18 protein-coding genes are annotated in these 21,472 nt (G+C 40.4%); 6 read left to right on the forward strand and 12 right to left on the reverse strand.

Annotation, left to right across the window (positions count from 1 at the left end; genetic code table 11):
- Positions 1 to 14: 14 nt before the first annotated feature.
- From HMPREF1019_RS03260 to galU, 5 genes are all read right to left on the reverse strand, one after another.
- Positions 15 to 1,415, reverse strand: coding sequence for an aspartate ammonia-lyase (locus HMPREF1019_RS03260; protein ID WP_009294245.1), 1,401 nt, complete (start codon positions 1,413 to 1,415; stop codon positions 15 to 17).
- A 494-nt stretch (positions 1,416 to 1,909) separates the two neighbouring features.
- A complete protein-coding gene (locus tag HMPREF1019_RS03265; RefSeq protein WP_009294246.1) occupies positions 1,910 to 3,499 on the reverse strand; it encodes an ABC-F family ATP-binding cassette domain-containing protein in 1,590 nt (529 codons plus the stop codon).
- A 128-nt stretch (positions 3,500 to 3,627) separates the two neighbouring features.
- A complete protein-coding gene (locus HMPREF1019_RS03270) occupies positions 3,628 to 3,906 on the reverse strand; it encodes a DUF1287 domain-containing protein (protein ID WP_009294247.1) in 279 nt (92 codons plus the stop codon).
- A gap of 3 nt (positions 3,907 to 3,909) precedes the next feature.
- Positions 3,910 to 5,130 (reverse strand): glucose-6-phosphate isomerase, encoded by a 1,221-nt coding sequence (locus HMPREF1019_RS03275; RefSeq protein WP_009294248.1) that lies wholly within the window; start codon positions 5,128 to 5,130, stop codon positions 3,910 to 3,912.
- Positions 5,127 to 5,948: a UTP--glucose-1-phosphate uridylyltransferase GalU gene (gene galU / locus HMPREF1019_RS03280; RefSeq protein ID WP_009294249.1), complete on the reverse strand. Its 822-nt coding sequence runs from the start codon at positions 5,946 to 5,948 to the stop codon at positions 5,127 to 5,129. The genes HMPREF1019_RS03275 and galU overlap by 4 nt, the downstream gene beginning before the upstream one ends.
- Positions 5,949 to 6,074: 126 nt before the next feature.
- Here galU and HMPREF1019_RS03285 point away from each other — a divergent pair, with 126 nt between their 5' ends.
- The 6 genes from HMPREF1019_RS03285 (at position 6,075) to HMPREF1019_RS03315 (ending at position 11,853) form a co-directional block, all read left to right on the forward strand.
- The gene (locus tag HMPREF1019_RS03285) at positions 6,075 to 6,710 is read left to right on the forward strand and encodes an IMPACT family protein (RefSeq protein ID WP_009294250.1); all 636 of its coding nucleotides are present in this window, start codon (positions 6,075 to 6,077) and stop codon (positions 6,708 to 6,710) included.
- Positions 6,711 to 6,746: 36 nt separating this feature from the next.
- Positions 6,747 to 7,562, forward strand: coding sequence for a prolipoprotein diacylglyceryl transferase (gene lgt / locus HMPREF1019_RS03290; RefSeq protein WP_009294251.1), 816 nt, complete (start codon positions 6,747 to 6,749; stop codon positions 7,560 to 7,562).
- Between the two features lie 119 nt (positions 7,563 to 7,681).
- Positions 7,682 to 8,380 carry a fumarate reductase cytochrome b subunit gene (locus HMPREF1019_RS03295; RefSeq protein WP_009294252.1) on the forward strand — a complete coding sequence of 233 codons (699 nt, stop codon included), beginning with the start codon at positions 7,682 to 7,684 and terminating at the stop codon, positions 8,378 to 8,380.
- A gap of 14 nt (positions 8,381 to 8,394) precedes the next feature.
- The gene (locus tag HMPREF1019_RS03300; RefSeq protein ID WP_004317497.1) at positions 8,395 to 10,413 is read left to right on the forward strand and encodes a fumarate reductase flavoprotein subunit; all 2,019 of its coding nucleotides are present in this window, start codon (positions 8,395 to 8,397) and stop codon (positions 10,411 to 10,413) included.
- On the forward strand, positions 10,406 to 11,125 hold the full coding sequence (locus tag HMPREF1019_RS03305; protein ID WP_004317555.1) for a fumarate reductase iron-sulfur subunit: 720 nt from the start codon (positions 10,406 to 10,408) through the stop codon (positions 11,123 to 11,125). Before HMPREF1019_RS03300 ends, HMPREF1019_RS03305 begins: the two co-directional genes overlap by 8 nt.
- Positions 11,126 to 11,406: 281 nt before the next feature.
- Positions 11,407 to 11,853, forward strand: coding sequence for a restriction endonuclease (locus HMPREF1019_RS03315; RefSeq protein ID WP_009294253.1), 447 nt, complete (start codon positions 11,407 to 11,409; stop codon positions 11,851 to 11,853).
- 58 nt (positions 11,854 to 11,911) lie between these two features.
- Here the strand turns inward: HMPREF1019_RS03315 and HMPREF1019_RS03320 are convergent, their stop codons facing one another.
- From HMPREF1019_RS03320 to HMPREF1019_RS03350, 7 genes are all read right to left on the reverse strand, one after another.
- Positions 11,912 to 13,744, reverse strand: coding sequence for a dynamin family protein (locus HMPREF1019_RS03320; protein WP_009294254.1), 1,833 nt, complete (start codon positions 13,742 to 13,744; stop codon positions 11,912 to 11,914).
- The gene (locus tag HMPREF1019_RS03325) at positions 13,737 to 15,818 is read right to left on the reverse strand and encodes a dynamin family protein (RefSeq protein ID WP_009294255.1); all 2,082 of its coding nucleotides are present in this window, start codon (positions 15,816 to 15,818) and stop codon (positions 13,737 to 13,739) included. The genes HMPREF1019_RS03320 and HMPREF1019_RS03325 overlap by 8 nt, the downstream gene beginning before the upstream one ends.
- A gap of 94 nt (positions 15,819 to 15,912) precedes the next feature.
- Positions 15,913 to 16,917 carry a tRNA (adenosine(37)-N6)-threonylcarbamoyltransferase complex transferase subunit TsaD gene (gene tsaD, locus HMPREF1019_RS03330; protein WP_009294256.1) on the reverse strand — a complete coding sequence of 335 codons (1,005 nt, stop codon included), beginning with the start codon at positions 16,915 to 16,917 and terminating at the stop codon, positions 15,913 to 15,915.
- A complete protein-coding gene (locus tag HMPREF1019_RS03335; RefSeq protein WP_009294257.1) occupies positions 16,914 to 18,212 on the reverse strand; it encodes a M99 family carboxypeptidase catalytic domain-containing protein in 1,299 nt (432 codons plus the stop codon). The genes tsaD and HMPREF1019_RS03335 overlap by 4 nt, the downstream gene beginning before the upstream one ends.
- Positions 18,212 to 19,447 (reverse strand): uracil-xanthine permease family protein, encoded by a 1,236-nt coding sequence (locus HMPREF1019_RS03340; protein ID WP_009294258.1) that lies wholly within the window; start codon positions 19,445 to 19,447, stop codon positions 18,212 to 18,214. Before HMPREF1019_RS03340 ends, HMPREF1019_RS03335 begins: the two co-directional genes overlap by 1 nt.
- On the reverse strand, positions 19,434 to 20,543 hold the full coding sequence (dxr, locus tag HMPREF1019_RS03345) for a 1-deoxy-D-xylulose-5-phosphate reductoisomerase (protein WP_009294259.1): 1,110 nt from the start codon (positions 20,541 to 20,543) through the stop codon (positions 19,434 to 19,436). Before dxr ends, HMPREF1019_RS03340 begins: the two co-directional genes overlap by 14 nt.
- A complete protein-coding gene (locus HMPREF1019_RS03350) occupies positions 20,525 to 21,256 on the reverse strand; it encodes a phosphatidate cytidylyltransferase (protein WP_009294260.1) in 732 nt (243 codons plus the stop codon). Before HMPREF1019_RS03350 ends, dxr begins: the two co-directional genes overlap by 19 nt.
- Positions 21,257 to 21,472 lie beyond the last annotated feature (216 nt).

A 21,472-nucleotide genomic window follows, 5' to 3' on the forward strand; every position in this document is an offset into this window, starting at 1 on the left:
CTTTGCTTAAATTTTTACCTAACCATGCTCGGATTTAGCATATTTTTAGGCTCTAAAATCTTATCGATCTCTTCTTTGCTTAGATAGCCTCTCTCTAGGCAGATATCGCCAACTGCTTTACCTGTTTGAAGAGCCTCTTTAGCGATGCTTGCTGATTTTTCGTAACCGATATATGGGTTAAATGCTGTTACGATACCAACTGAGCCAAGAACTGATTTTAAGCAAGCCTCAGGGTTTGCAGTAAGTTTTTTGATAGCTTTTTCAGCTAGTGTTTTCATAGCATTTTCAAGGATAAATATAGAGTTAAATAGCGCATAAGCGATGCCTGGCTCAAATGCATTTAGCTCAAATTCGCCTCTTTCAGAGCAAAGCATGATAGTTACGTCGTTACCGATAACTTCATAGCAAGCCTCGCCTACAACCTCAGCGATAACTGGATTTACCTTACCTGGCATGATTGAGCTGCCTGGTTGCATTTGAGGTAAATTTATCTCGCCAAGGCCACATCTTGGACCTGAATTCATCAAACGAAGGTCATTTGCGATTTTTGAAAGTCTAACAGCTGCAGTTTTTAACGCACCACTTACGTGAACGAAGTCTGCTGTATCTTGAGTAGCTGCGATGAAATCATCAGCTTTTTTGAAATCAACACCAGTGATATCTTTTAACTTTTTAACAACTACATTTTTATAATCAGGGTGGCAGTTAATACCTGTACCAATCGCAGTTGCACCCATATTTAGATATGTCATTGACTCGCGTGCAGCTGTGATCTTTTCGATATCGCTTTTAATGTAGCTTGCAAATGCATTAAATGTATTTCCAAGTGTTGTAGGAACTGCGTCCTCAAGCTCAGTTCTACCCATTTTAATGATATCTTTAAAATCTTTTGCTTTTTTATCAAGTTCATCTTTTAGTAGATTCATCGCAGCAAGCAAATCAGTAAGTTTTGCGTAAGTTGCTACTTTTATTGAGCTTGGGTAAGTGTCATTTGTGCTTTGTCCAAGGTTTGTATGATCGTTTGGATGGATGTATTGATACTCGCCTTTTTTATGACCCATGCTCTCAAGCGCGATATTTGTAATAACCTCGTTTGCATTCATATTTGTACTTGTTCCAGCACCACCTTGAACCATATCAACCACAAATTGATCTAAAAACTCGCCAGCTATTACTCTATCAGCAGCTTTTGCCAAAGCATCAGCTATCTTTGGATCTAAAACGCCAACCTCTTTATTTGCAAGCGCAGCAGCTTTTTTGATCTGCGCAAATGCCTTTACAAAGTATGGATACTCTTTTAATGTTCTACCACTCATGTGGAAGTTCTCGGTAGCCCTAAATGTTTGGACACCATAGTAAAAATTGTCAGAAATTTCCAACTCGCCAATAAAATCATGTTCTCTTCTGGTTGCCATAACAGCTTCTCCTTAGTAAAAATTTGTTACCGAGTGAAATTATATAGGTATTTGAGATTTTAAATATTAATGACTACTTATTTTTTTTAAGCTTTAAGTTTTTGACTTGATATGGCGCTCTTTGAAAGAAAATTATATTTCATATTTAAGCTGATTTTTAGGAATTTGCTTGTCTAAATTGTTATATTACTAATAATATCACTTTTTTATTATATAAAAAGGGTCAAAATAGCTCAGATTTGTCCTACACTTTAAGTTTAAAAGCCATTTTTGAGAAAATTTAACAAAATATTAATATAAATTCAAAGTTATCAAAATAGTAAAATAAAAATTCTAAGTTAAATTTTCTTTATAATATTACTTCGTGACACATTTATATGATGAAAATTTAAAATTTGCGGTTCTATCTAAATTTACAAACTTGCTTTGAATAGTAAATTTATGGGGATAATTTTAAGCTGCCCCTAGAAATTTCCTAGAGGCAAAGTGAATATTTAGCCTTCAAGTCCTAAATTTGCTCTATACTCTTCGTATGTGCCTTTAAAATCAACGACTTCGCCATTGCCTTTTAGGTGTAAAATTCTATTTGCAAAGGCATCTATCAGCTCCCTGTCGTGGCTTACGCAGATGACTGAGCCATTAAAGTTATAAAATGCCTCGCCAAGTGCGATGATAGCCTCAAGATCGAGGTGGTTGTTTGGCTCATCCATGACAAGTAAATTTGGCCTGTGAAGCATGAGCTGAGCTAGTCTTACTCTGTGTTTTTCGCCACCGCTTAGCGCGCCTACTGCTTTTTCTTGCTCAGCACCGCTAAAGAGCATCCTGCCAAGGCACTTTCTGATCTCGTCGATGTCCTTGTTTTTGGCATCTTGTAAGTACTCATAAAGTTTTAGCTCGCCATCTATCTTATTTACCGTATCTTGCGCAAAATATCCTAGCTCGATGGTCGCGCCTATATGCACCTCGCCCGCGTCAGGCTTTAGCTCGCCCATTATGATCTTACAAAGTGTGCTTTTGCCAACGCCGTTGTGGCCGATGATGGCTAGCTTGTCGCCCTTTTCGAGCTTAAAGTTAAAATTTTCAAATATCACTTTATCATCAAATTTCTTACTTACGTTTTTAAGCTCAATTAGCTCATTGCCTATCTCGCGGTTTGCACGAAATAGAATGCTTGGATCACGCCTACTTGAAACTGCGATCTCTGCGATATCTAGCTTTTCAAGCTGTTTTGCACGTGAAGTCGCCTGCTTTGCCTTGCTCGCATTTGCTGAAAATCTCGCGATAAATTTCTCCAGCTCCTCTTTCTCTTTTAGCTTCTTATCACGCTCCATCTCATGCTGCTTTGCGATCAAATTTGCAGCCATGTACCAGTCGTCATAGTTGCCTGAAAACTCGCGAATTTTCTTAAAATCCACATCCAAAATATTTGTGCAAACTCTATTTAAAAAGTGTCTGTCGTGGCTGATAACAACAAGCGTGCCCTCGTGGCGGTTTAGCTCGTTTTCTAGCCATGCGATCGCGTCTATATCAAGGTTGTTTGTTGGCTCGTCTAAGAACAAGATGTCTGGCTTTGGAAAGAGCACTTGAGCTAGCAAAACCTTAACTTTATCTGAGTTTTCAACCTCGCTCATCAGCTTATCAAATTCATTTAGACCAAGCGAGCTTAAAATTTTTTCTATCCTAGTCTCATACTCGTAGCTTGGATCCTCCTCAGCGCTTATCATCTCAAGCTCGCTTAAGCGCTCATTTATCTCATCTGTAAATTCCTCGCTCATATAGAGCTTTTCTTTCTCTTTGACAGCGTCATATAGGCGTTTGTTGCCATAAAGCACCGCATCTTTTAGAGTGAAATTTTCAAACGCAAACTGATCTTGCCCAAGCACGCCAACTTTTAGTCCATTTTCTATGATGATCTCGCCGCTAGTTGGCTCGATAGCTCCGCTTAAAATTTTTAAAAATGTCGATTTGCCAGCGCCATTTGCGCCGATTAGTCCGTATCTGTTGTGGCGATTTAGCTTTAAATTTACATCCTCAAATAGCAAACTGCTTGCAAATCTTTGAGTAAGTCCCCTAACTTCTAACATTATTTTTCCTTGAATTTATTTTTTGCGATTTTGCCTAAAATTTGATTAAAAAGCCATTTTGCTACTTTAGCCTAAAATGCCCCGTGATCTTATGCAAGCGGTATTAAACGCACCTGTGATAGATGTTTTTAAGCCCCATTTTTAGGATAGCTTGCGAAATTTCTACTCAAATCTTTTAAAACGAGCCTTTGTAGATCCATATCCTGATGACGTAGCGCCCTTATCACAACGTCTGTGCAAACGCCCTTTTTGATATCCACGTCGCCCATTGGGTAGGCGAGCCGCTCATAGCTTGGATCGTAGTTTAGCGTCACGCCGATCTGCGACCTAGCGTCATTTACAAATTTACTCGCCGAAAAGGCAAAAATTTGTGTGGCAAAAAGAGCCAAAAGTAGAAATTTCTTCATTTTCTACTTTAAAAGCATAGTTTTTAGGATACGTTTTCCTATCTCAACGCCTGGCTGATCGTAGGTGTTGATGCCTAGCATGATGCCAGTGGCTGAGGTTAGTAGCTCGTAGTAAAAAATGAGCCAGCCAGCGTGAAACTCATCAAGCCTCTCAAGTGTGATCGTATCGACACTTATGCCCTCTTGCACCAGCGCCATAGCCGTCGCGTCGCACTGCAAATTTATAAGCTCATTTAGGCTTAGACCCGCTACAAAATCGCACTCTTCAAGCCCTTTTAGGCTTAAATTTGGGATAGTCTTGTCGCTCGCGTGATCTTTTATCTTTATAAATGTCACACTCTTATCTTTTACGCCGTCCATGATAAGCTGCAAAAAGCTGTGCTGATCGCGGCTACCAACAAGTCCAACTGGCGTAAGGCCGACCCTTTTATAGCCTCTTTTTTTGCCAAGGCTCTCCGCCCAAAGCTGCACGTACCAGTCGTTAAATTCAAAAAATCTATCGCAATAGCTAAAAATGACATTTATACTGGCATTTCTACTAGTAGCGTAGTGGTAGGCTTTAGCGACTATGGAGCTATCTTTTTGCTCGATGTATTGCTTTTTGCAAGCAAGCGCACCCTCCAAAAGTGCCTTTATATCGTAGCCGCAGATACCAAGAGGCACAAGACCGATCGCACTTAGTACGCTAAATCTCCCGCCAACATTCTTTGGGATGTTAAAAAATTTAATGCCATTTTCTTTGGCGAAATTTTCTAAATTTGTCCCAGGATCAGTTATAATGAGGAAATTTTTGCCTAAATTTTTAGGCTTAAAGTCATCAAGCAAACACTTAAAAATAGTTATCGTCTCGATCGTGTTGCCTGATTTTGAGCTTATTACAAAAAGCGTTTCGTCAAAATTTAGCCCATCAAGCGTGCTTTTGTAGCTGCAAGGATCGACGTTATCTAAAAATAAAAGCTCTCTTTTTATCCCCTTTGTGCCTTCAAGCATCGATTTTAGCGCCTTTACGCCAAGACTGCTACCGCCAATGCCAACAAGTACGACGTTTTTGATGTTAGCTAGCCCCTTTTCATACTCCTCGATCTCGCCAAGCAAATTTTGCCCGAGCACTGGCAGGTGGTAGTAGCCTATCTCGCCGCTTTCGTATTCGTCGTTTATGCGTTTGGCGTAAGAGTCGATGACTTCGCTGCTTGCAAAGTTAAATTTAAATGAAGTTTCTATCATTTACTGCGCTCATAAAAGAAATTTGTAGCCTCGACAAAGCCATCTATGCTGCCACAGTCAAATCTCTTGCCCTTAAATTTATAAGCTAGCACCATGCCATCTTTTGCCTGCGTTTTTAGCGCGTCTGTGATCTGGATTTCGCCGTTTTTGCCTGGTTTTGTTCGCTCTAAGATGTTAAAAATATCTGGCGTTAAGATGTAGCGACCAATTATCGCTAAATTTGTCGGAGCCTCGGCAGGATCAGGCTTTTCAACCATATCATCGACCATTATGAGATCATCTTCTATAAACCTACCGCTTACGACGCCGTAAGATTTGGTCTGCTCTTTTGGCACCTCCATCACTGCAACGACGCTGCAGCGATACTTTTCATAAATTTTAACCATTTGCGAAAGCACGCCCTCGCCATTTTCATTTATACATAGATCATCTGCCAAAATGACCCCAAAAGCTTCATCTCGAACTAGAGTTTTGCCCGTATAAATGGCGTGTCCAAGCCCTTTCATAGCATTTTGCCTAGTAAATGAAAATGTGCATGAGCTCATCAAATTTCTAACTTCGCTAAGCAACGACTCTTTTGAGCTGCCTGCGATCTCTTTTTCTAGCTCGTAGCTGATGTCAAAATAGTCCTCAAGCGCCCTTTTTCCGCGTCCTGTGACAAAGGCCATATTATCCATGCCAGCCTCAAGCGCCTCATCAACGCCGTAGTGAATGAGCGGTTTTGTAAGGATCGGCAACATCTCTTTTGGGAGTGATTTTGTAGCTGGTAAAAACCTCGTTCCATATCCAGCCGCTGGAAATAGGCAAGTTTGTATCATTTTAGTCCTTCGTGAAAAATTGCAAAATTCTACTATCTTTTCCTTAATAATATAAATTTGTCTGAATTTACAAGGCTTTAATTAGCAAATTGATAAGATTTTTAAAATTTTAAAAAAAGAGCAAATTTGCAGACGATTGATAGGATTTTCAAAGCCCAGCTTGATATAAAAAAGTCAAATTTCTTAGCATTTTTGTGCCCGATAAGCTCGTTTAAAAGCTTGCACGAACACCTAAAAGAGGAGCATTTTAAGGCTGTTCATGTAGTTTGGGCGACAAGGGAGCTAAACAAATATGGACAAATCGTTGAAAATCAAAGTGATGACGGCGAGCCAAAGGGCACTAGCGGCCAGCCAAGCCTAAATGCGCTAAGAGGAGCGGGGCTTATAAACGTTGGTGTCTTGATAGTTCGCTACTTTGGCGGGATAAAGCTTGGCACTGGAGGGCTTGTCAGAGCCTACTCAGGGGCTGTCAATGAAGCGATAAACGAGGCGATAAAAGATGGTGGCGTGATGAAATTTGAGATAAAAGATGAGGTTAAATTTTTTACACCATTTTCGCTGATGAGCCGCTTTGAGCACTATTTTGCCACTAAAAATTTAAGTGAGTTTGAAAGAGATTTTAATGACTCTGGAGCGATCTGGAGCATAAATTTAAACGAAGCCGAGTTTGCTGAGCTATTTAAATTTTGCAAAGAATTTGAAGCAAGCGAGTTTAAATTTCTAGCCTTGTCACTTGGCAGCAAAGCGCTGTTTATTTATTAATTGTAAAATCGCATAAATTTAAAAAGAAAGTAAAAAATGGAAATTTGGAACGACATTTATAACCACTTTAACCCAGTCGCCTTTAGCCTCTTTGGCTTTAGCGTGCACTGGTATGGGCTTATGTATATTTTAGCCCTTGTTTTGGCGCTTGCCATGGCAAAGTATCTCGTTAAAAAAGATGATATCCCTATCTCAAATCAACTTTTAGACAACTACTTTTTTTGGGTAGAGATAGGTGTCATTTTAGGCGCTAGGCTTGGCTGGGTTTTGGTTTATTCTGGCGAAGCGGGATACTATCTAACGCAACCTTGGCAAATTTTTAATCCAATGCACAACGGCGAGTTTATAGGAATTCGCGGCATGAGCTATCACGGCGCTGTGGTTGGCTTTTTGCTAGCGACGATTTTATTTTGCAAAAGATATAAGCAAAACGCATGGCAGTTACTTGATCTTTGCGCCATTTGCATACCTTTTGGCTACACCTTTGGCAGGATAGGAAATTTCTTAAATCAAGAGCTTTTTGGACGAGTCACAGACGTGCCTTGGGCGATAAATGTCTTTGGTCAGCCAAGACATCCAAGCCAGCTTTATGAAGCATTCTTAGAAGGTTTAGTTATTTTTGTCATTTTATTTTTATATAGAAAATATAAGAAATTTAATGGCGAGCTCATAGCACTTTACGCCATTTTATACACATTTGCAAGATTTATTTGTGAATTCTACAGAGAGCCTGATTCTGGACTTGGATTTATTATTTTTGGTCTATCAATGGGGCAAATTTTATCACTTATTATGTGCGGGTTCGGAATTTTTGTCTATATTAAACTCTATAAGAGATTTACGAAAATTTAATGTCAATATTTAAAATTTATTAAAGTAAAGTTCTGATAACATTAGCTTTATCAATTAATGCTAATGTTTAAATTAGTATTAAGAAATGATAACTTATTTCAAATTTCTTAGGAGGGCTCATGACCGGGCTTATAGAAGGTTTTTTGGGGAAACGGTCGGACGGCAAAAAAAGCCGCACTCCAGCCGCTTGGGATAGATGGCAAAGTATTACAGGATTTATTCTAGCCTGTTTCATATTGTGCCATATGGTTTTTACTTCTACTATACTACTTGGCAAAGACGCATTTAACGCTGTCGTAGGATTTGCAGAGGCTAAATTTTTATTTGGCGAGGCTACTTGGTGGATCACAAATGTTATAGCTGCTGTTATCTTTGTAGTTTTTGTAACTCACGCCTTCTTGGCAATGAGAAAATTTCCTGCAAATTACAGACAATACTTAATGTTTAGAGGCCACAAAGACCGCATGAAGCACCTTGATACCACACTTTGGTGGTTCCAGTTTTTAACAGGCTTTGCTCTATTTTTTGCAGCAAGCGCCCACATAATCGACATCATCTTTGGTGGTCACATCACTGCTGACAAATCAGCTGCTGCTTTTCACAAACTAGAAATTTTCTACTTTGCACTACTTGTTTTCATGGTCGTTCACGCTAGCGTTGGCATGTACCGCTTATATGTCAAATGGGTAAGCATTGATGGCGTAAATAAACACGAAATGTTTGCCAAAAGAAATAAGGCAAAGACAGTTGTATTTGTCATTTATGGCATACTTGCTGTGATCGCTTTGATCGCTGATTTCGTGTGGATCAGCCATTAAAAAGGAGCTAGAAGATGAATGTAAAATATTATGACGCATTGGTAATTGGTGGCGGTCTAGCTGGTCTTAGAGCTGCTGTGGCTGCTGGAGAAAAGGGTTTAAGCACCGTAGTTTTGAGCCTCATCCCTGTAAAACGCTCTCACTCTGCTGCTGCACAAGGCGGCATGCAAGCAAGCCTTGGTAACTCTAAAATGAGTGAAGGCGATAACGAAGATGTCCATTTTGCTGACACGGTAAAAGGTAGTGACTGGGGTTGTGATCAACAAGTTGCACGTATGTTTTGTCAAACTGCTCCAAAAGCGATTCGTGAGCTTGCAGCTTGGGGTGTGCCTTGGACTAGGATCACAAAAGGCGAAAGAAGCGCTATCATCAACGCTCAAAAGACAACTATCGTTGAAAAAGAAGAGGTTCATGGCCTTATCCACTCACGTGACTTTGGTGGTACAAAAAAGTGGAGAACTTGCTACACAGCTGACGCAACTGGTCACACCATGCTTTTTGCTGTTGCAAACGAAGCGCTTAAGCACAATGTAGAAATTCACGACCGCAAAGAGGCGATCGCTTTGATACACCAAAATAACCGCTGTTACGGCGCGATCGTTCGTGACCTAGTAAATGGTGAGATCACAGCTTATGTTTCAAAAGGCACACTTATAGCAACTGGCGGTTATGGTAGAGTTTATAAACACACTACAAACGCTGTTGTTTGCGAAGGTATCGGCGCTGCGATCGCACTTGAGACTGGCGTAGCTCAGCTTGGCAATATGGAAGCTGTTCAGTTTCACCCAACTCCGATCGTCCCATCTGGCATTCTTTTAACAGAAGGTTGCCGCGGTGATGGTGGAATTTTACGTGACGTTGATGGATACCGCTTTATGCCTGATTATGAACCAGAGAAAAAAGAGCTAGCTAGCCGTGACGTCGTTAGCCGCCGTATCATGGAGCACATCCGTGCAGGCAAAGGTGTGCCTAGCCCTTATGGCTATCACGTTTGGCTTGATATCTCTATCCTTGGACGCGAGCACATCGAGAAAAATTTACGTGACGTTCAAGAAATTTGCGAAATTTTTAACGGCATCGATCCTGCTGACACTGAAGTATATACTGACGAGACAGGACATCAGCGTGGCAAAGGTTGGGCGCCGATCCTACCTATGCAGCACTACTCAATGGGTGGCATCAAGACAAAACCAACTGGCGAGAGCCCAACACTAGCTGGTCTATTTAGCGCTGGTGAGGCTGCTTGCTGGGATATGCACGGCTTTAACCGCCTTGGTGGTAACTCAGTTTCTGAGACAGTCGTCGCTGGTATGATCGTTGGTGATTATTTTGCAGATTATTGCGCTAGCCACGAGATCGAGATAAACACAGCTGATATCGAGAAATTTGTTAAAAAACAAGAAGACTATCTAAATAGCCTCGTCACAAAAGAGGGCAAATTTAACGTCTTTGATATCAAAAACAAGATGAAAGAGGTAATGTGGGAACACGTTGCGATATTTAGAACAGGCAAAGGTCTAGAGCTTGCTGTTAAAGAGCTTGAAGCACTCTACAAAGAGTCACTTGATGTAAAAGTAAGCAACAAAGCACTATTTGGTAACCCAGAGCTTGAAGAGGCTTACCGCGTGCCAAAGATGCTAAAACTAGCGCTTTGTATCGCAAAAGGTGCGCTTGATAGAACAGAGAGCCGTGGTGCTCACTGCCGTGAAGACTATCCAAAAAGAGATGACCTTAACTGGCTAAACAGAACGCTTACAAGTTGGAAAGAAGGCGACACTATGCCAACTATCACTTATGAGCCACTTGATATCATGAAGATGGAGATGCCGCCAGCATTTAGAGGTTATGGTGCAAAAGGAAATATCATCGAGCATCCAAACAGCGCTATCCGCCAAAAAGAGGTCGATGAAATTCGCGAGAAAATGCAAGCAGAAGGCAAGAGCAGACAAGAAATTCAAGAGGCTTTGATGCACTATGACCTTCAACCAAAATATAAAGCACCAAATGAAAGAGCAGGTATAGGAAATGAGTAGAAAAATAACCATAAAAGCTTTTAAATACAATCCTTTAAGCAAAGTTTCAAAGCCTCATTTTGCGACTTATGAGCTTGAAGAGACTGATGGCATGACGCTATTTATCGCGTTAAATCAAATTCGTGAAAAATTTGATCCAGATCTTAGCTTTGACTTTGTTTGTCGTGCGGGAATTTGCGGAAGTTGTGGCATGCTAGTAAATGGCAAACCAAGCCTAGCTTGCAGAACCCTAACAAAAGACTTTGAAAGCGGCGTCATCGAGCTTATGCCTTTGCCAGTCTTTAAACTACTAAAAGATCTAAGCGTAGATACTGGCAACTGGATGAACGCTATGAGTAAGCGTGTCGAGAGCTGGATACACACAGATCATGAGACAGATATCTCTAAGCTTGAAGAGAAAGTTGAGCCAGAAGTCGCTCAAGAAGTTTTCGAGCTTGATCGCTGTATAGAGTGCGGAATTTGTGTCGCATCTTGTGGAACAGCTATCATGAGACCTGATTTCATCGGCGCTGTCGGTCTAAACAGGGTTGCTAGATTTAAGATAGACGCACTTGATAAGAGAACTGACGAGGACTTTTACGAGCTAATCGGCGATGATGATGGTGTATTTGGTTGTATGACTTTGCTTGGCTGCGAAGACAACTGCCCAAAACACCTACCACTTCAAAGCCGCATAGCTTATATGCGTAGAAAAATGGCTGCTATAAAGTAGCAAAGGGGCTGTAAAAAGCCCCAAATTTATTTAAAAACTCTACAAACTGACACCAAGATACAGATACAAATATCTAACGCTGCAAATACTAAAAACACAAATATTAAAAGCGGAAACGATAAGGCTAGGCCCATTATATAGCCAAGCGGCAAGGTAATAAAAAATAAAAGATCAAATCCAGTGCTAAAGCAAAAAAATAGCGCAAATAATGAAGCGATCACGTTCATAAATAAGTTGATATTATCAGAGAAAAACTCTGTTAGGCTTATATATTTCATGCGGTGATTATAGCTTTTAAGATTACAAAAATTGATGAAAATTTATCTAGCATTTTAGAAAAAATAAACTATGAAGCCGGAAGTTTTACAAACAAAGGTCCAGATGGCGGGATAGATGGCATAATAGACGAAGATGAGCTAGGACTTTCTAAAATTTACATCCAAGCAAAGAGATATAAAGATGGTAGCAACATAGGTAGGCAAGAGATACAGCAGTTCATCGGCGCCATCTCAAATAAAAATACCAAAAAAGGCGTCTTTATCACTACAGCGAAATTTACAAAAGAAGCTCAAACGTTTGCCAAAGATAGTCAAAACTTTAGCGTAGTCTTGATAGATGGCGACAGACTGGCTGAGCTAATGATAAAGTATAAAGTAGGCGTTCAAACAAGCCAGATATATGAAATTTGTAAGATTGATACCGACTTTTTTGACGAAAATAATTTTTAAATATGCTAGCTAATTTAAAATTTGCAAGGCGCTCACATGTGTAGTTCGAAGTCAAATTTCACTTTAATATCGCCGAACTCTTTTGCAACTTTTCTAGCTTTAAAATTTGCTCTTTTGGCTTTGCTTTTAGGCGTTCAAGCATCGCTATTTTTTGGGCGTAAATTTCATTAAATTCGGTCTTTATATCAAGCAAAGTTTTATTTAAAAAAGAGTTATTTGAGCACATAAGATCATCAAATTCATACAAACTAAAGGCATTTAGCATGCGCTCATAAACCTCTTTTGCACTTGGGATGTAAAGTGGCGTGCCCATTTGCAGGTGCGAATTTAGCGAGTTTTCGATCTTTTGCTTTAGAAAATAAACCGCAAGTTTAAGCGCATTTTCGTAGTTTGATGCGACCTTTACGTCAAGCTTTTCAAAAAAGAGCGATATCTTTTGCGTCGCCTTAAATTTGGCATTTTCATACTCTCTTAAGAAATTCTCATAGGTCCTGCCAGCGTAGGTATTTATCGATTTTGTCTCGTAGTTTGAGGCAAACTCATCAAATGGATTAAAGCTCTCATAGCGAGATTTATAAACGAAAAGCTCATCTTCTAAGCTCTTATAAAGCCCATCAAAAGCCGATATGATCTCGTTTTCAAGCTCTTTTAGATCTCTTTTGTAGCGTTTAAAAAATTTAGAAAAGACGATATCTTCGTAGATGAGCTTTGAAAAGACCTCGTCCGTGTCAAGGCTTATCATCTCAAAATTTTCGCGTTTATAAATTTCTTTGTTTAAAAGCGTCTTTGCTGGATTAAATTTTGTCCTAGAAAATGGCTTAAGCAGCTTAAAAACTTCATCACTTGCAAGCTTGATAGCCTCACTCATATCGCTGTATCGCAGGGCGATTTTAGGCTTAAACTCCTCTTTTATCGCTTCTAGTTTTTCTTCAAGCGTGGCATTAAATTTATCCAAAATTTCACCAGCTGCGCTATAAACTTTTAGGCGGTTTTTTTGCTCGCTAATCAAAAAATTTACTATCTTTTTCGCCCTTGCTTTTATGAAATTTTCTTTAAAGCTCGCACTTAAAAACGTCTCTTTTACCGCGCTTAGTGCTTTAGCGAAATTTGAGCTTTCAAGCTCGCTCTTGTTTTCATTTGTGATGCCAAGGAGTGCTTGCTTTGATGAGATGGCGATGATATTTTCAAAAAGCTCGCCATAAGTTTGCCTAGCGTGCTTTAGCAAGCTTTCAAGCTCATCCTCGCTTAGCTTATCCTTTTGGTTGATGAAGCAAAGAGCCTTTAGATCGTTTGTCTTTAAAATTTCTTCTACACTTTCAAGCTCACTAGCCTTTGCTGCGTTGTTTGCGAGGCTTAGCCAGATCGCGCCACAGACCTTTTTTAGCGTGTTTTTGGTCTCTTTTGTATCGGCATCTCGTAGTGAGTTTAGCCCTGGCGTGTCGATGAAATTTACCTCTTTTAAAATTTCACTTGGCGCATAAAGTGTCATACTTTTTATCTGCTCGCTCATGGCGTTTAGCTCTGTAAGTTCGCTGCTAGCTAGCAAGCTCTCGCTGCCATTTGTAAATTTCACGCTAAGAAGCGGCATCTTTGCAAATTTTAGCCGCACAGCCTTTGCTGTGACAGGCGTTAGACCTGATGGCAAGATGTTTTGTCCAAGCAGAGCGTTTAAAAATGTTGATTTGCCACTTGAAAACTGCCCTATAACAGCGATGAGAGGTGGCTCATTTAGAGTGTCGATTAGTAAATTTAGGCTCTCTTTTATCTCATCGCTTGCGTGCAGGCTTGGATCATTTAGCTCATTTACCAGCCTTGCTAGCTCACCCTTAAAGTCGCTTGTAAAAACCTTAAAATATCTCGCCTTATAGGCATTTATGAACTCATTAAACATTTTCTAGCTCCCCTAAAAGCGAGCAAATTTCATCTTGCAAGGCGTTTTGCTCTTTTAGTTTTAAAAGTGAGTTTTGATTTTGCGAGCTAAGCTTTTCTAGCTCACGATCTAGCTCTTTTAGCCTCTGATCAAGCGTGGCTTTTTGAGCGTTTTCATAGGTTTTTATGAGGTTTAAAAGGCGATTTTTTTCGTGGTCAGTTAAAATTTCACAAAATTGAGAGATATTTTTATCTTTTAGCAAACCCTCTTTTAAGCTTAAAAGTGCTTCACTTGCATCACTTGAAATTTTAGCTCTAAATGCAGCTAAAAGCTCCTTAAATTCAAGCTTTACGCCCATTTGCTCTAAAAAGTCATTGATGTTAAAAATCTCATCTTTACTCATAGTGTAATCATCAAAATTTAAAGCGATGTTTTGCTCGCACGATCTTGTTTGCACCAAAGTCTCGTTTCTAGCCTCTCTCATAAGCGCTATCACACCGTCTCGAAGCGTCGTTTTTGCGATTTGCTCTAGGCGCTCAAAATTTAAACTTTGTTTTTTACTTTTGCAGTAGGCTATCTCGCTTTTTACCTTATCGTTTAAGTTTTGCAAAAGCGTCTCAAGCCCCATTTTATAGATGTTTTTGGTGTTGCTACTTTCAAGCTTTGCAAGCTCATTTTGAGCTAGGTTTTCAAGTTTAGAGAAATTTTCACTAAGTGCGTTTTTGACGTTTGCCTGCTCATTTTGAAGCTTTTTAAGCTCCACTTCATAAGCTTTGAGCGACAAAATTTCAGCCTTAGTGGCCTCAAGCTTGCTATTTAGGATATTTTTTAGCTCCTTTTGATATGAGCTTAAGATAAGGGCTGATTTTTTAGAATTTTTGCCAAAAAGCACCTCGTAAAGATAGTCCTTAAACTCCTCTACACCGCTATTTGCGGCGCCTTCTAAAAAGCTTTTTGCACTAAGCGCAAAATAATCAATCTCAACGCCATTTATCTGCTCGCCGATCGCTTTTTTAGTGTAGTTTAGCGTCTCGTTTAGCTCTTTAGCGCTTAGCTCATCAGCGTGAGTTAGCACCACAGCAAGCCTTACGATGTGCGAGTTTTCAAGGCATTTTTTTAAAAATAGAGCGTCCTTTTGCGTGGCACTTTGCGAGGCGTTCATGAGGTGGGCTAAAAGGTCGCACTCTCTCATAAAATTTGTAGTGATCTGCTCCCTTAAAACCACCGCATCATCGATGCCTGGCGTGTCTATGATGCAGACGTTGTCTTTTAAAAGCTCTAAGTCGTCATAAAGCTCGACGCTTTTTACGAGATTTGCTGTTTTTGAGCTTGAAGAGGTGTAGCTTTTTATCTCGTCTATACCGATATCTACGCTTTTGCTTGGTAAATTTTCGCTTGGTACGCCAAGTGCTAAAAGCTCATCTAAGGTGTAAAAATTTACCCTTGCAAAGCTATCTTTGGAGTATTTTAAAATGGTTAAATTTATCGTTTCTGGCACGTTTGAAGCGCCAAGGACGGATTTGTTTAAAAGGGCGTTTAGAAGGGTTGATTTGCCAGAGTTTATGATGCCACTTGCAGCTATGTTAAAAAGTGTTTCGTTTGATCTTTTTTTGGCTGCCGCAAGTGCCTCTAAAAAAGTTTTTTCATTATCAAGCAAGCTTGCTTTTTCGTTTATCTCATTTAAAAAGTCTAGGTTTTTATGGAAGTGATCTTTTGGCTTAGTATGAGAAATTTTAGCCTCATTGGCGCCTTTGTTTTTGCTTATGATCTTTTCTAAAAAGGCAAATTTCTCATCATCTATGATCTTTTCATCATGTAATTTTTCTAGATATTTTACTATCTCATCACTTGAAATTTTAGCCTCATTTAGCGCTTTAAGAGTCGCAAGCTGTGCACTTTGTATGCTAAATATATCAAGCTCAACCTTAAGCCTTTTTAGCACCGCTCTAAACTCATCAAGCGCCATAAACTGATCTAAATTTCTCTCGTCGCAAACTAGAAGAAGAGCTAGCAGATCTGGGTAAAATGGCACGCTAGCAGCAGCATTTGTATAAATTTTATTTGCACGCCAAGCCTGTTTTAAAAACTCATCCATAAAGACTCTTTTTGTTGATATTTTAGGATTTTATTAAATTTTTACTTATGAAGCTATCAAAAATTTAAGCACAAAAACTTTATGTTTTTTATAATTAAATTTTAAATTTTTTAAAACTAACCCGTGGATTTATAGTTAGCTCACCGTGCTTTATAAACTCTTTTTTTAGAAATTTCTCACGCCCAGCTCTTGCTATCATCAGCGCGTTATCAGAGCAAAACGCAAGTGGGGCTAGCAAAAGCTCGCACTCATTTTTTTGGCAAAGAGTTTCAAGCCTTTTGCGTAAATTTAAATTTGCACTCGCTCCGCCAACCACGCCAAATCGCTTGAAATTTCTTATTTTAAAGACCTTTTCAAGCTTATTTAAGATGTGCTCACAGGCCGTATTTTCAAAGGCGTAGCAAATATCTGAGATATCTTTTTGTGTGATAGTTTCAAGCTTTGAAATTTCAACTCTGACTTGGTTTTTAAGCCCTGAAAAACTGTATTCAAGGCGCTTGTCGTGAAGAAGTGGGACGGTAAATTTAAACCTATCTTTGTCCTCGCACAAAAGTGCATTTTCCTGCACCACAGCACCTCCTGGATAGCCAAGATCAAGCATCTTTGCTACCTTGTCAAAGCTCTCACCAAAGCTATCATCGCTTGTGCTTGCAAGCTCTGTAATTTCGCCATTTTCGCTAATCTCAAGAATCATCGTATGTCCGCCACTAACTAGCAAAACGCCAAGCGGAAAGGTAGCTTCGTGGTCTAAAAAAAGCGAGTAGATGTGGCCAACTAGGTGATTTACGGCGATTAGTGGGATATTTAGGGCGATACTTAGCGCTTTTGCCATGCTGACGCCACCTATCAGGCTCACGCTTAGCCCTGGCTCGTTTGTCACAGCGATGGCGTTTATATCTTTTAAATTTGGCAAGATATCATTTAAAAGCGCTGGCAGCGCCTTTGTGTGAAGCCTCGCTGCAAGCTCTGGGACCACGCCACCAAAGATAGCGTGCTCCTCTTCTTGCGAGATCTTTTTATAATAAATTTGCTCCAGCGTCTCTTCATCTATGAGCGCGACAGAGCTGTCATCGCAGCTACTTTCTATGCCAAGTATCATCTAAACTCCGCTAGTATCATGCCAGCAAATTTCTCTTTGCCATTTTCGCTTTTGTAAAACTCAACTCGGTAAATTTTGCCATCTTTATCTATGCTATAGCTTTTGTTTAGACTGTTTTTATCGATCTCTTGCTCGCTCTCATCAACACTTTTAGTGCCGTATCCTATGACATTTACGCGAACGTTTTTGAGCGCTTTTATCTTAAAGCTCTTTTTAACGCTAAATTTATCGCCACTTTTTAGCACCTGCTCGTTGCCATCGCTCAAGAGAGAAATTTTATCAAGCGGCTTTGTAAACTCAAAGTATTGCGGCTTTAGCCTTGTGACAGAGCGGTTGCCATACTGCACTTTGTAAGTCTCTTTTTCTTTTATGACGGCGATTAGCGGATTTGGCGAGTGGTAGCTTAGCTCGCCCTTTTTAAATGGCACGAAGCTTATCGCTGGTTTTAAATTTTTAAGGCTAAGAGCGTAGCTGTCAAACAGCTCAAGCCTGATCTCTTTTTCGATCGCCTTTTTTACGCTTTTGACATCAAGCTCAAAGGGCCTAGTAAAGCTAATGCCAGCCTTTTTCATATACTCCTCGATCGCTACTAGGTGATAATATGTCCTTTGCTCGGCGTTTAAATTTTTACTAGCTTCGTTTGCAAAGGCAGACTTGTTTTGCGTGATAGCATAGTAGGTGAGGCTTTTTAACATCTCTTTGTCGCCCATCGCTGTGTGCGTATTTTTGACGTGATACTGATGTTTTGGGTTTATAAGGTGCTTATTTAGCACGTCTTTTACGCTTGATGCGATAGTTTCAAGTTCTGGGTACTTTGAGTCTGGCAGTGTGCTTTGGTCGATGATGCAGGTGTTGCCCCATTTGTCTGGATTTTCGTCCTTGCTTATAAATTTATCTCTGTAATATCCGCTGCCATCATGTAAATTTAAGATGAGAGTGACGTTTTTGTCAGTGATGACGTCTTTTATCTTCATCACCGAGTTGTAGTCTGGATCGTCCTTTTCGACGTGGGCAAATTTTCTATTCATATCGCCCTTTGTGCCGCGACTTCGCTCGATGATACTTGGGAAATTTAAATTTGGCACGACCCAAAGCGAGCCTTTTGTGATGTTATAGTCAGTCGCCACGATAGAGGCCGCCAAAAAGCCGCCTGGCTCGTCGCCTTGGATGCCACCGATTAAGAGCATAGTATTGCTACTTGGCTCACCTTTTTTGATAAGTGCATAGTCCAGTGCGCCTGCATTTGCAAGGCTTGTAGCCGCAAGGGCTGCTAGAAAAAGTCTAAATTTACGCATTAATATCCTTCGTAATGCTTTGTTTTTGGTAAAAGCAAATTTAAAACTATACCAGTAACCGCGCCAAGTCCGATACCTGAAAATTTAACCGCTCCAAGGTCAAGCACCATGCCACCGATGGCAAAGATGAAGATGAGGGCTACGATTATCATATTTCTAGGATCGGCAAGATCGACTCTGTTTTTTATAAGTGTCTCCATGCCAACGCTTGCGATGATGCCAAAAAGTAGCAGCATGATGCCGCCGATGACTGGAGCTGGTATGGTCGAGAGCACCGCGCCAAGCTTGCCAACAAAGGCTAGCACGATAGCAGTGATCGCTGCAAAGGTCATGATCGCTGGATTATACGCTTTTGTAAGGCTAACTGCGCCTGTGACCTCTGAGTAGGTGGTGTTTGGCGGACCACCAAAGGCAGCAGCAAGCGAGGTGGCTAGGCCGTCGCCTAAAAGGGTGTTTTTAAGGCCTGGATTTTTCAAAAAATCCTCTTTTGTGACGTTTGAGATAGCGAGCATATCGCCGATGTGCTCGATCGCTGGGGCGATGGCGATAGGTATCATGTAGATAATCGCTTCGAGTTCAAATTTTGGTGCGCTAAAACTTGGCACTCTAAACCAAGGGGCGCTTGCGATGGCGCTAAAATCAACCATGCCAAAGCAGTAAGCCACGATGTAGCCAGCGATGATGCCAAGTAGGATCGGTATGAGCCTAAACATCCCCCGTCCTAACATCATGACAACGATAGTAGCAATAAGCGATGTGGCTGCAACTATCATCGCTACGTTTTGAGTGTAGGTATCAGTAGCTGAAGTAGCCATCTTAACGGCATTAGGAGCTAGTATCAAACCTATGGTCATGATGACTGGACCAACGACAACTGGAGGCAAAATTTTATGCAAAATTTTCTCGCCGCCAAAGCGAACCACAAGACTTAGTGCGACGTAGAAAAATCCAGCAAATATAACTCCGCCCATAGTCACTGGTATGCCCCATTTTTCGATGCCATACTGAAGCGGAGCGATGAAGGCAAATGAGCTTGCTAGAAATATCGGCGGGACATTTTTCCTAGTTATTAGCTGAAAAAGCAGCGTGCCAAGACCTGCCGTAAAGAGCGCGACGTTTGCATCAAGCCCCGTAAGGATAGGCACGAGCACGAGCGCGCCAAAGGCGACAAATAAAAACTGCACACCGATCAAGCTTTGCTTAAGATCAAATTTATACCCCTCATACCTTTGCATTTAGCATCCTTTTTGCGTATTCTCGAACCTCTTTATCAACTTCATAAATTTCATCTACACTTGAAATTTTTATATCTTTAAATTTCTTTGCTGAGCCTAAAATGAGCCTTGATATATCTAAAAATGAGCACTTTTTCTCTAAAAAACTAAATACTCCAACCTCGTTTGCAGCGTTTATGACGGCACCTAGATCAGGACTAGCTAAGACTTCATCTTTTAGCGAAAAGACTGGATATTTTTTAAGGCTGATCTTATGAAATTTAATATTTTTTAGATCAAGTAAATTTGCGTGAGAGACGATATTTTGCTCAACTTTTTCAAAGATAGCGTGTGAAATGGCTAGCTTCATATCTGCTCGCGAGAGGTGCATCGTGCTTGAGCCGTCGATAAACTCGACTATGGCGTGGATGGCTGAGGTTGGCTCTATCACGGCCTCGATATCTTTTATGCCGTAAAGCCAGTAGGCCTCCATCACCTCAAAAAGTTTGTTTGTCATCGTCGCACTATCAATCGTTATCTTTGCGCCCATATCCCAGTTTGGATGTTTAAGCGCGTCACTTGGCGTGGCATCTTTTAGAAATTTGATCGGCTTTTTATAAAATGCCCCGCCACTTGCTGTGATGATGAGCTTGCTTGGGGTAGTTTTATTTTCTAGTAAAAATTTAAGACCAAAATGCTCGCTATCAATGGGCAAAATTTCTCTTGTTTTTAAAAATTTACCGCCAACTACAAGGCTCTCTTTGTTTGCAAGAGCAAGTTTTTTGCCAAGCGCTTGTGTCTTTAGACTAGGAGCAAGTCCAGCAAAGCCAACAAGGGCGTTTATCACCTTTTTTGAGCTTGAAATTTCAAGCATTTCTAGCAGTCCAGTCTCACCAAAAAAGATGTTTTTATCTTCAATGTTTTTTACATTTTTAGCTAGCTTTTCATCGCCCACGCAGACAAATTTTGGCTTAAATTTTAAAATTTGCTCGTTTAAAAGATCAACATTTTTAGCGCAGCTTAGCGCCTCAACCTCTACATTAAATTTCTCGCAGAGCGCTAGAGTATTTTTGCCGATCGAGCCAGTTGAGCCAAGTATTACCACGATAGCGACCAAAGTAGCGCAACAACGCCAAATAAATAGCCATCTATCCTGTCAAGCATGCCGCCGTGACCTGGGAAAAGCGTGCCGCTGTCTTTGACGCCGCAAAGTCTCTTTAGATAGCTCTCAAAGAGATCACCCCAGACCGCAAAGACGCAGACTAAGAAGCTTGAAAATAGAATTTGAAAAAATCCATCTGTTACGAAATTTCCAACTACGCAGCCAACTATGGTGCCTACTACCACGCCGCCAACTGCGCCCTCGATAGTCTTGTTTGGTGAGCTTGGGCTAAATGGGTGCTTGCCAAAGGCTTTGCCAACGAAAAATGCGCCACTATCGCTTGCAACGACGCTTAAGATAAGCCACGCAAGATAGCCCATGCCATACTCTGAGTAGAGCATCCACATCATAAAGATAGGTGTCGTCGGATATACAAAAGGGGCGACTAGCTTTAAATTTTCGCTTTTTATGTGCGCAAGGATGGATGCTACCAGCATGATCGCAAGGATCGCGATGAAGATCGGATTTGTAAAATATGTAAGCACGTAAAATGCGAGCGCTGCATAAACTAGCTGTTTGTGATCGATGCCATAAAGCTTGAGCGACTCATTAAAGGCAAAGTAAAGCACAGCGCCAAGCAAAATAAAATTTAAAATATAATTATCTATAAAAAAAACTACCAAAATAGCAACAAACATCAAAACGCCAGTGATAATGCGTGAAGACATACACTCTCCTTAAAATCGTTATTTTGCCGTAATTATAACACTTAAAATTTAGACGGCGTTTATAAGAGTGAAATTTGGTTTAAAATGTGTTTGAAAATTTGATACGAGCGCAGGTCATAAGATTTTTAACGCTTGCTATTATAATATAAGAATCAAATAAAACAAAGTTGTATATTGAATATTTTATAGCATACAACAATTATAATTATACATTAT

The sequence above is a fragment of the Campylobacter sp. 10_1_50 genome (assembly GCF_000238755.1).
Taxonomy (GTDB): Bacteria; Campylobacterota; Campylobacteria; order Campylobacterales; family Campylobacteraceae; genus Campylobacter_A; species Campylobacter_A concisus_R.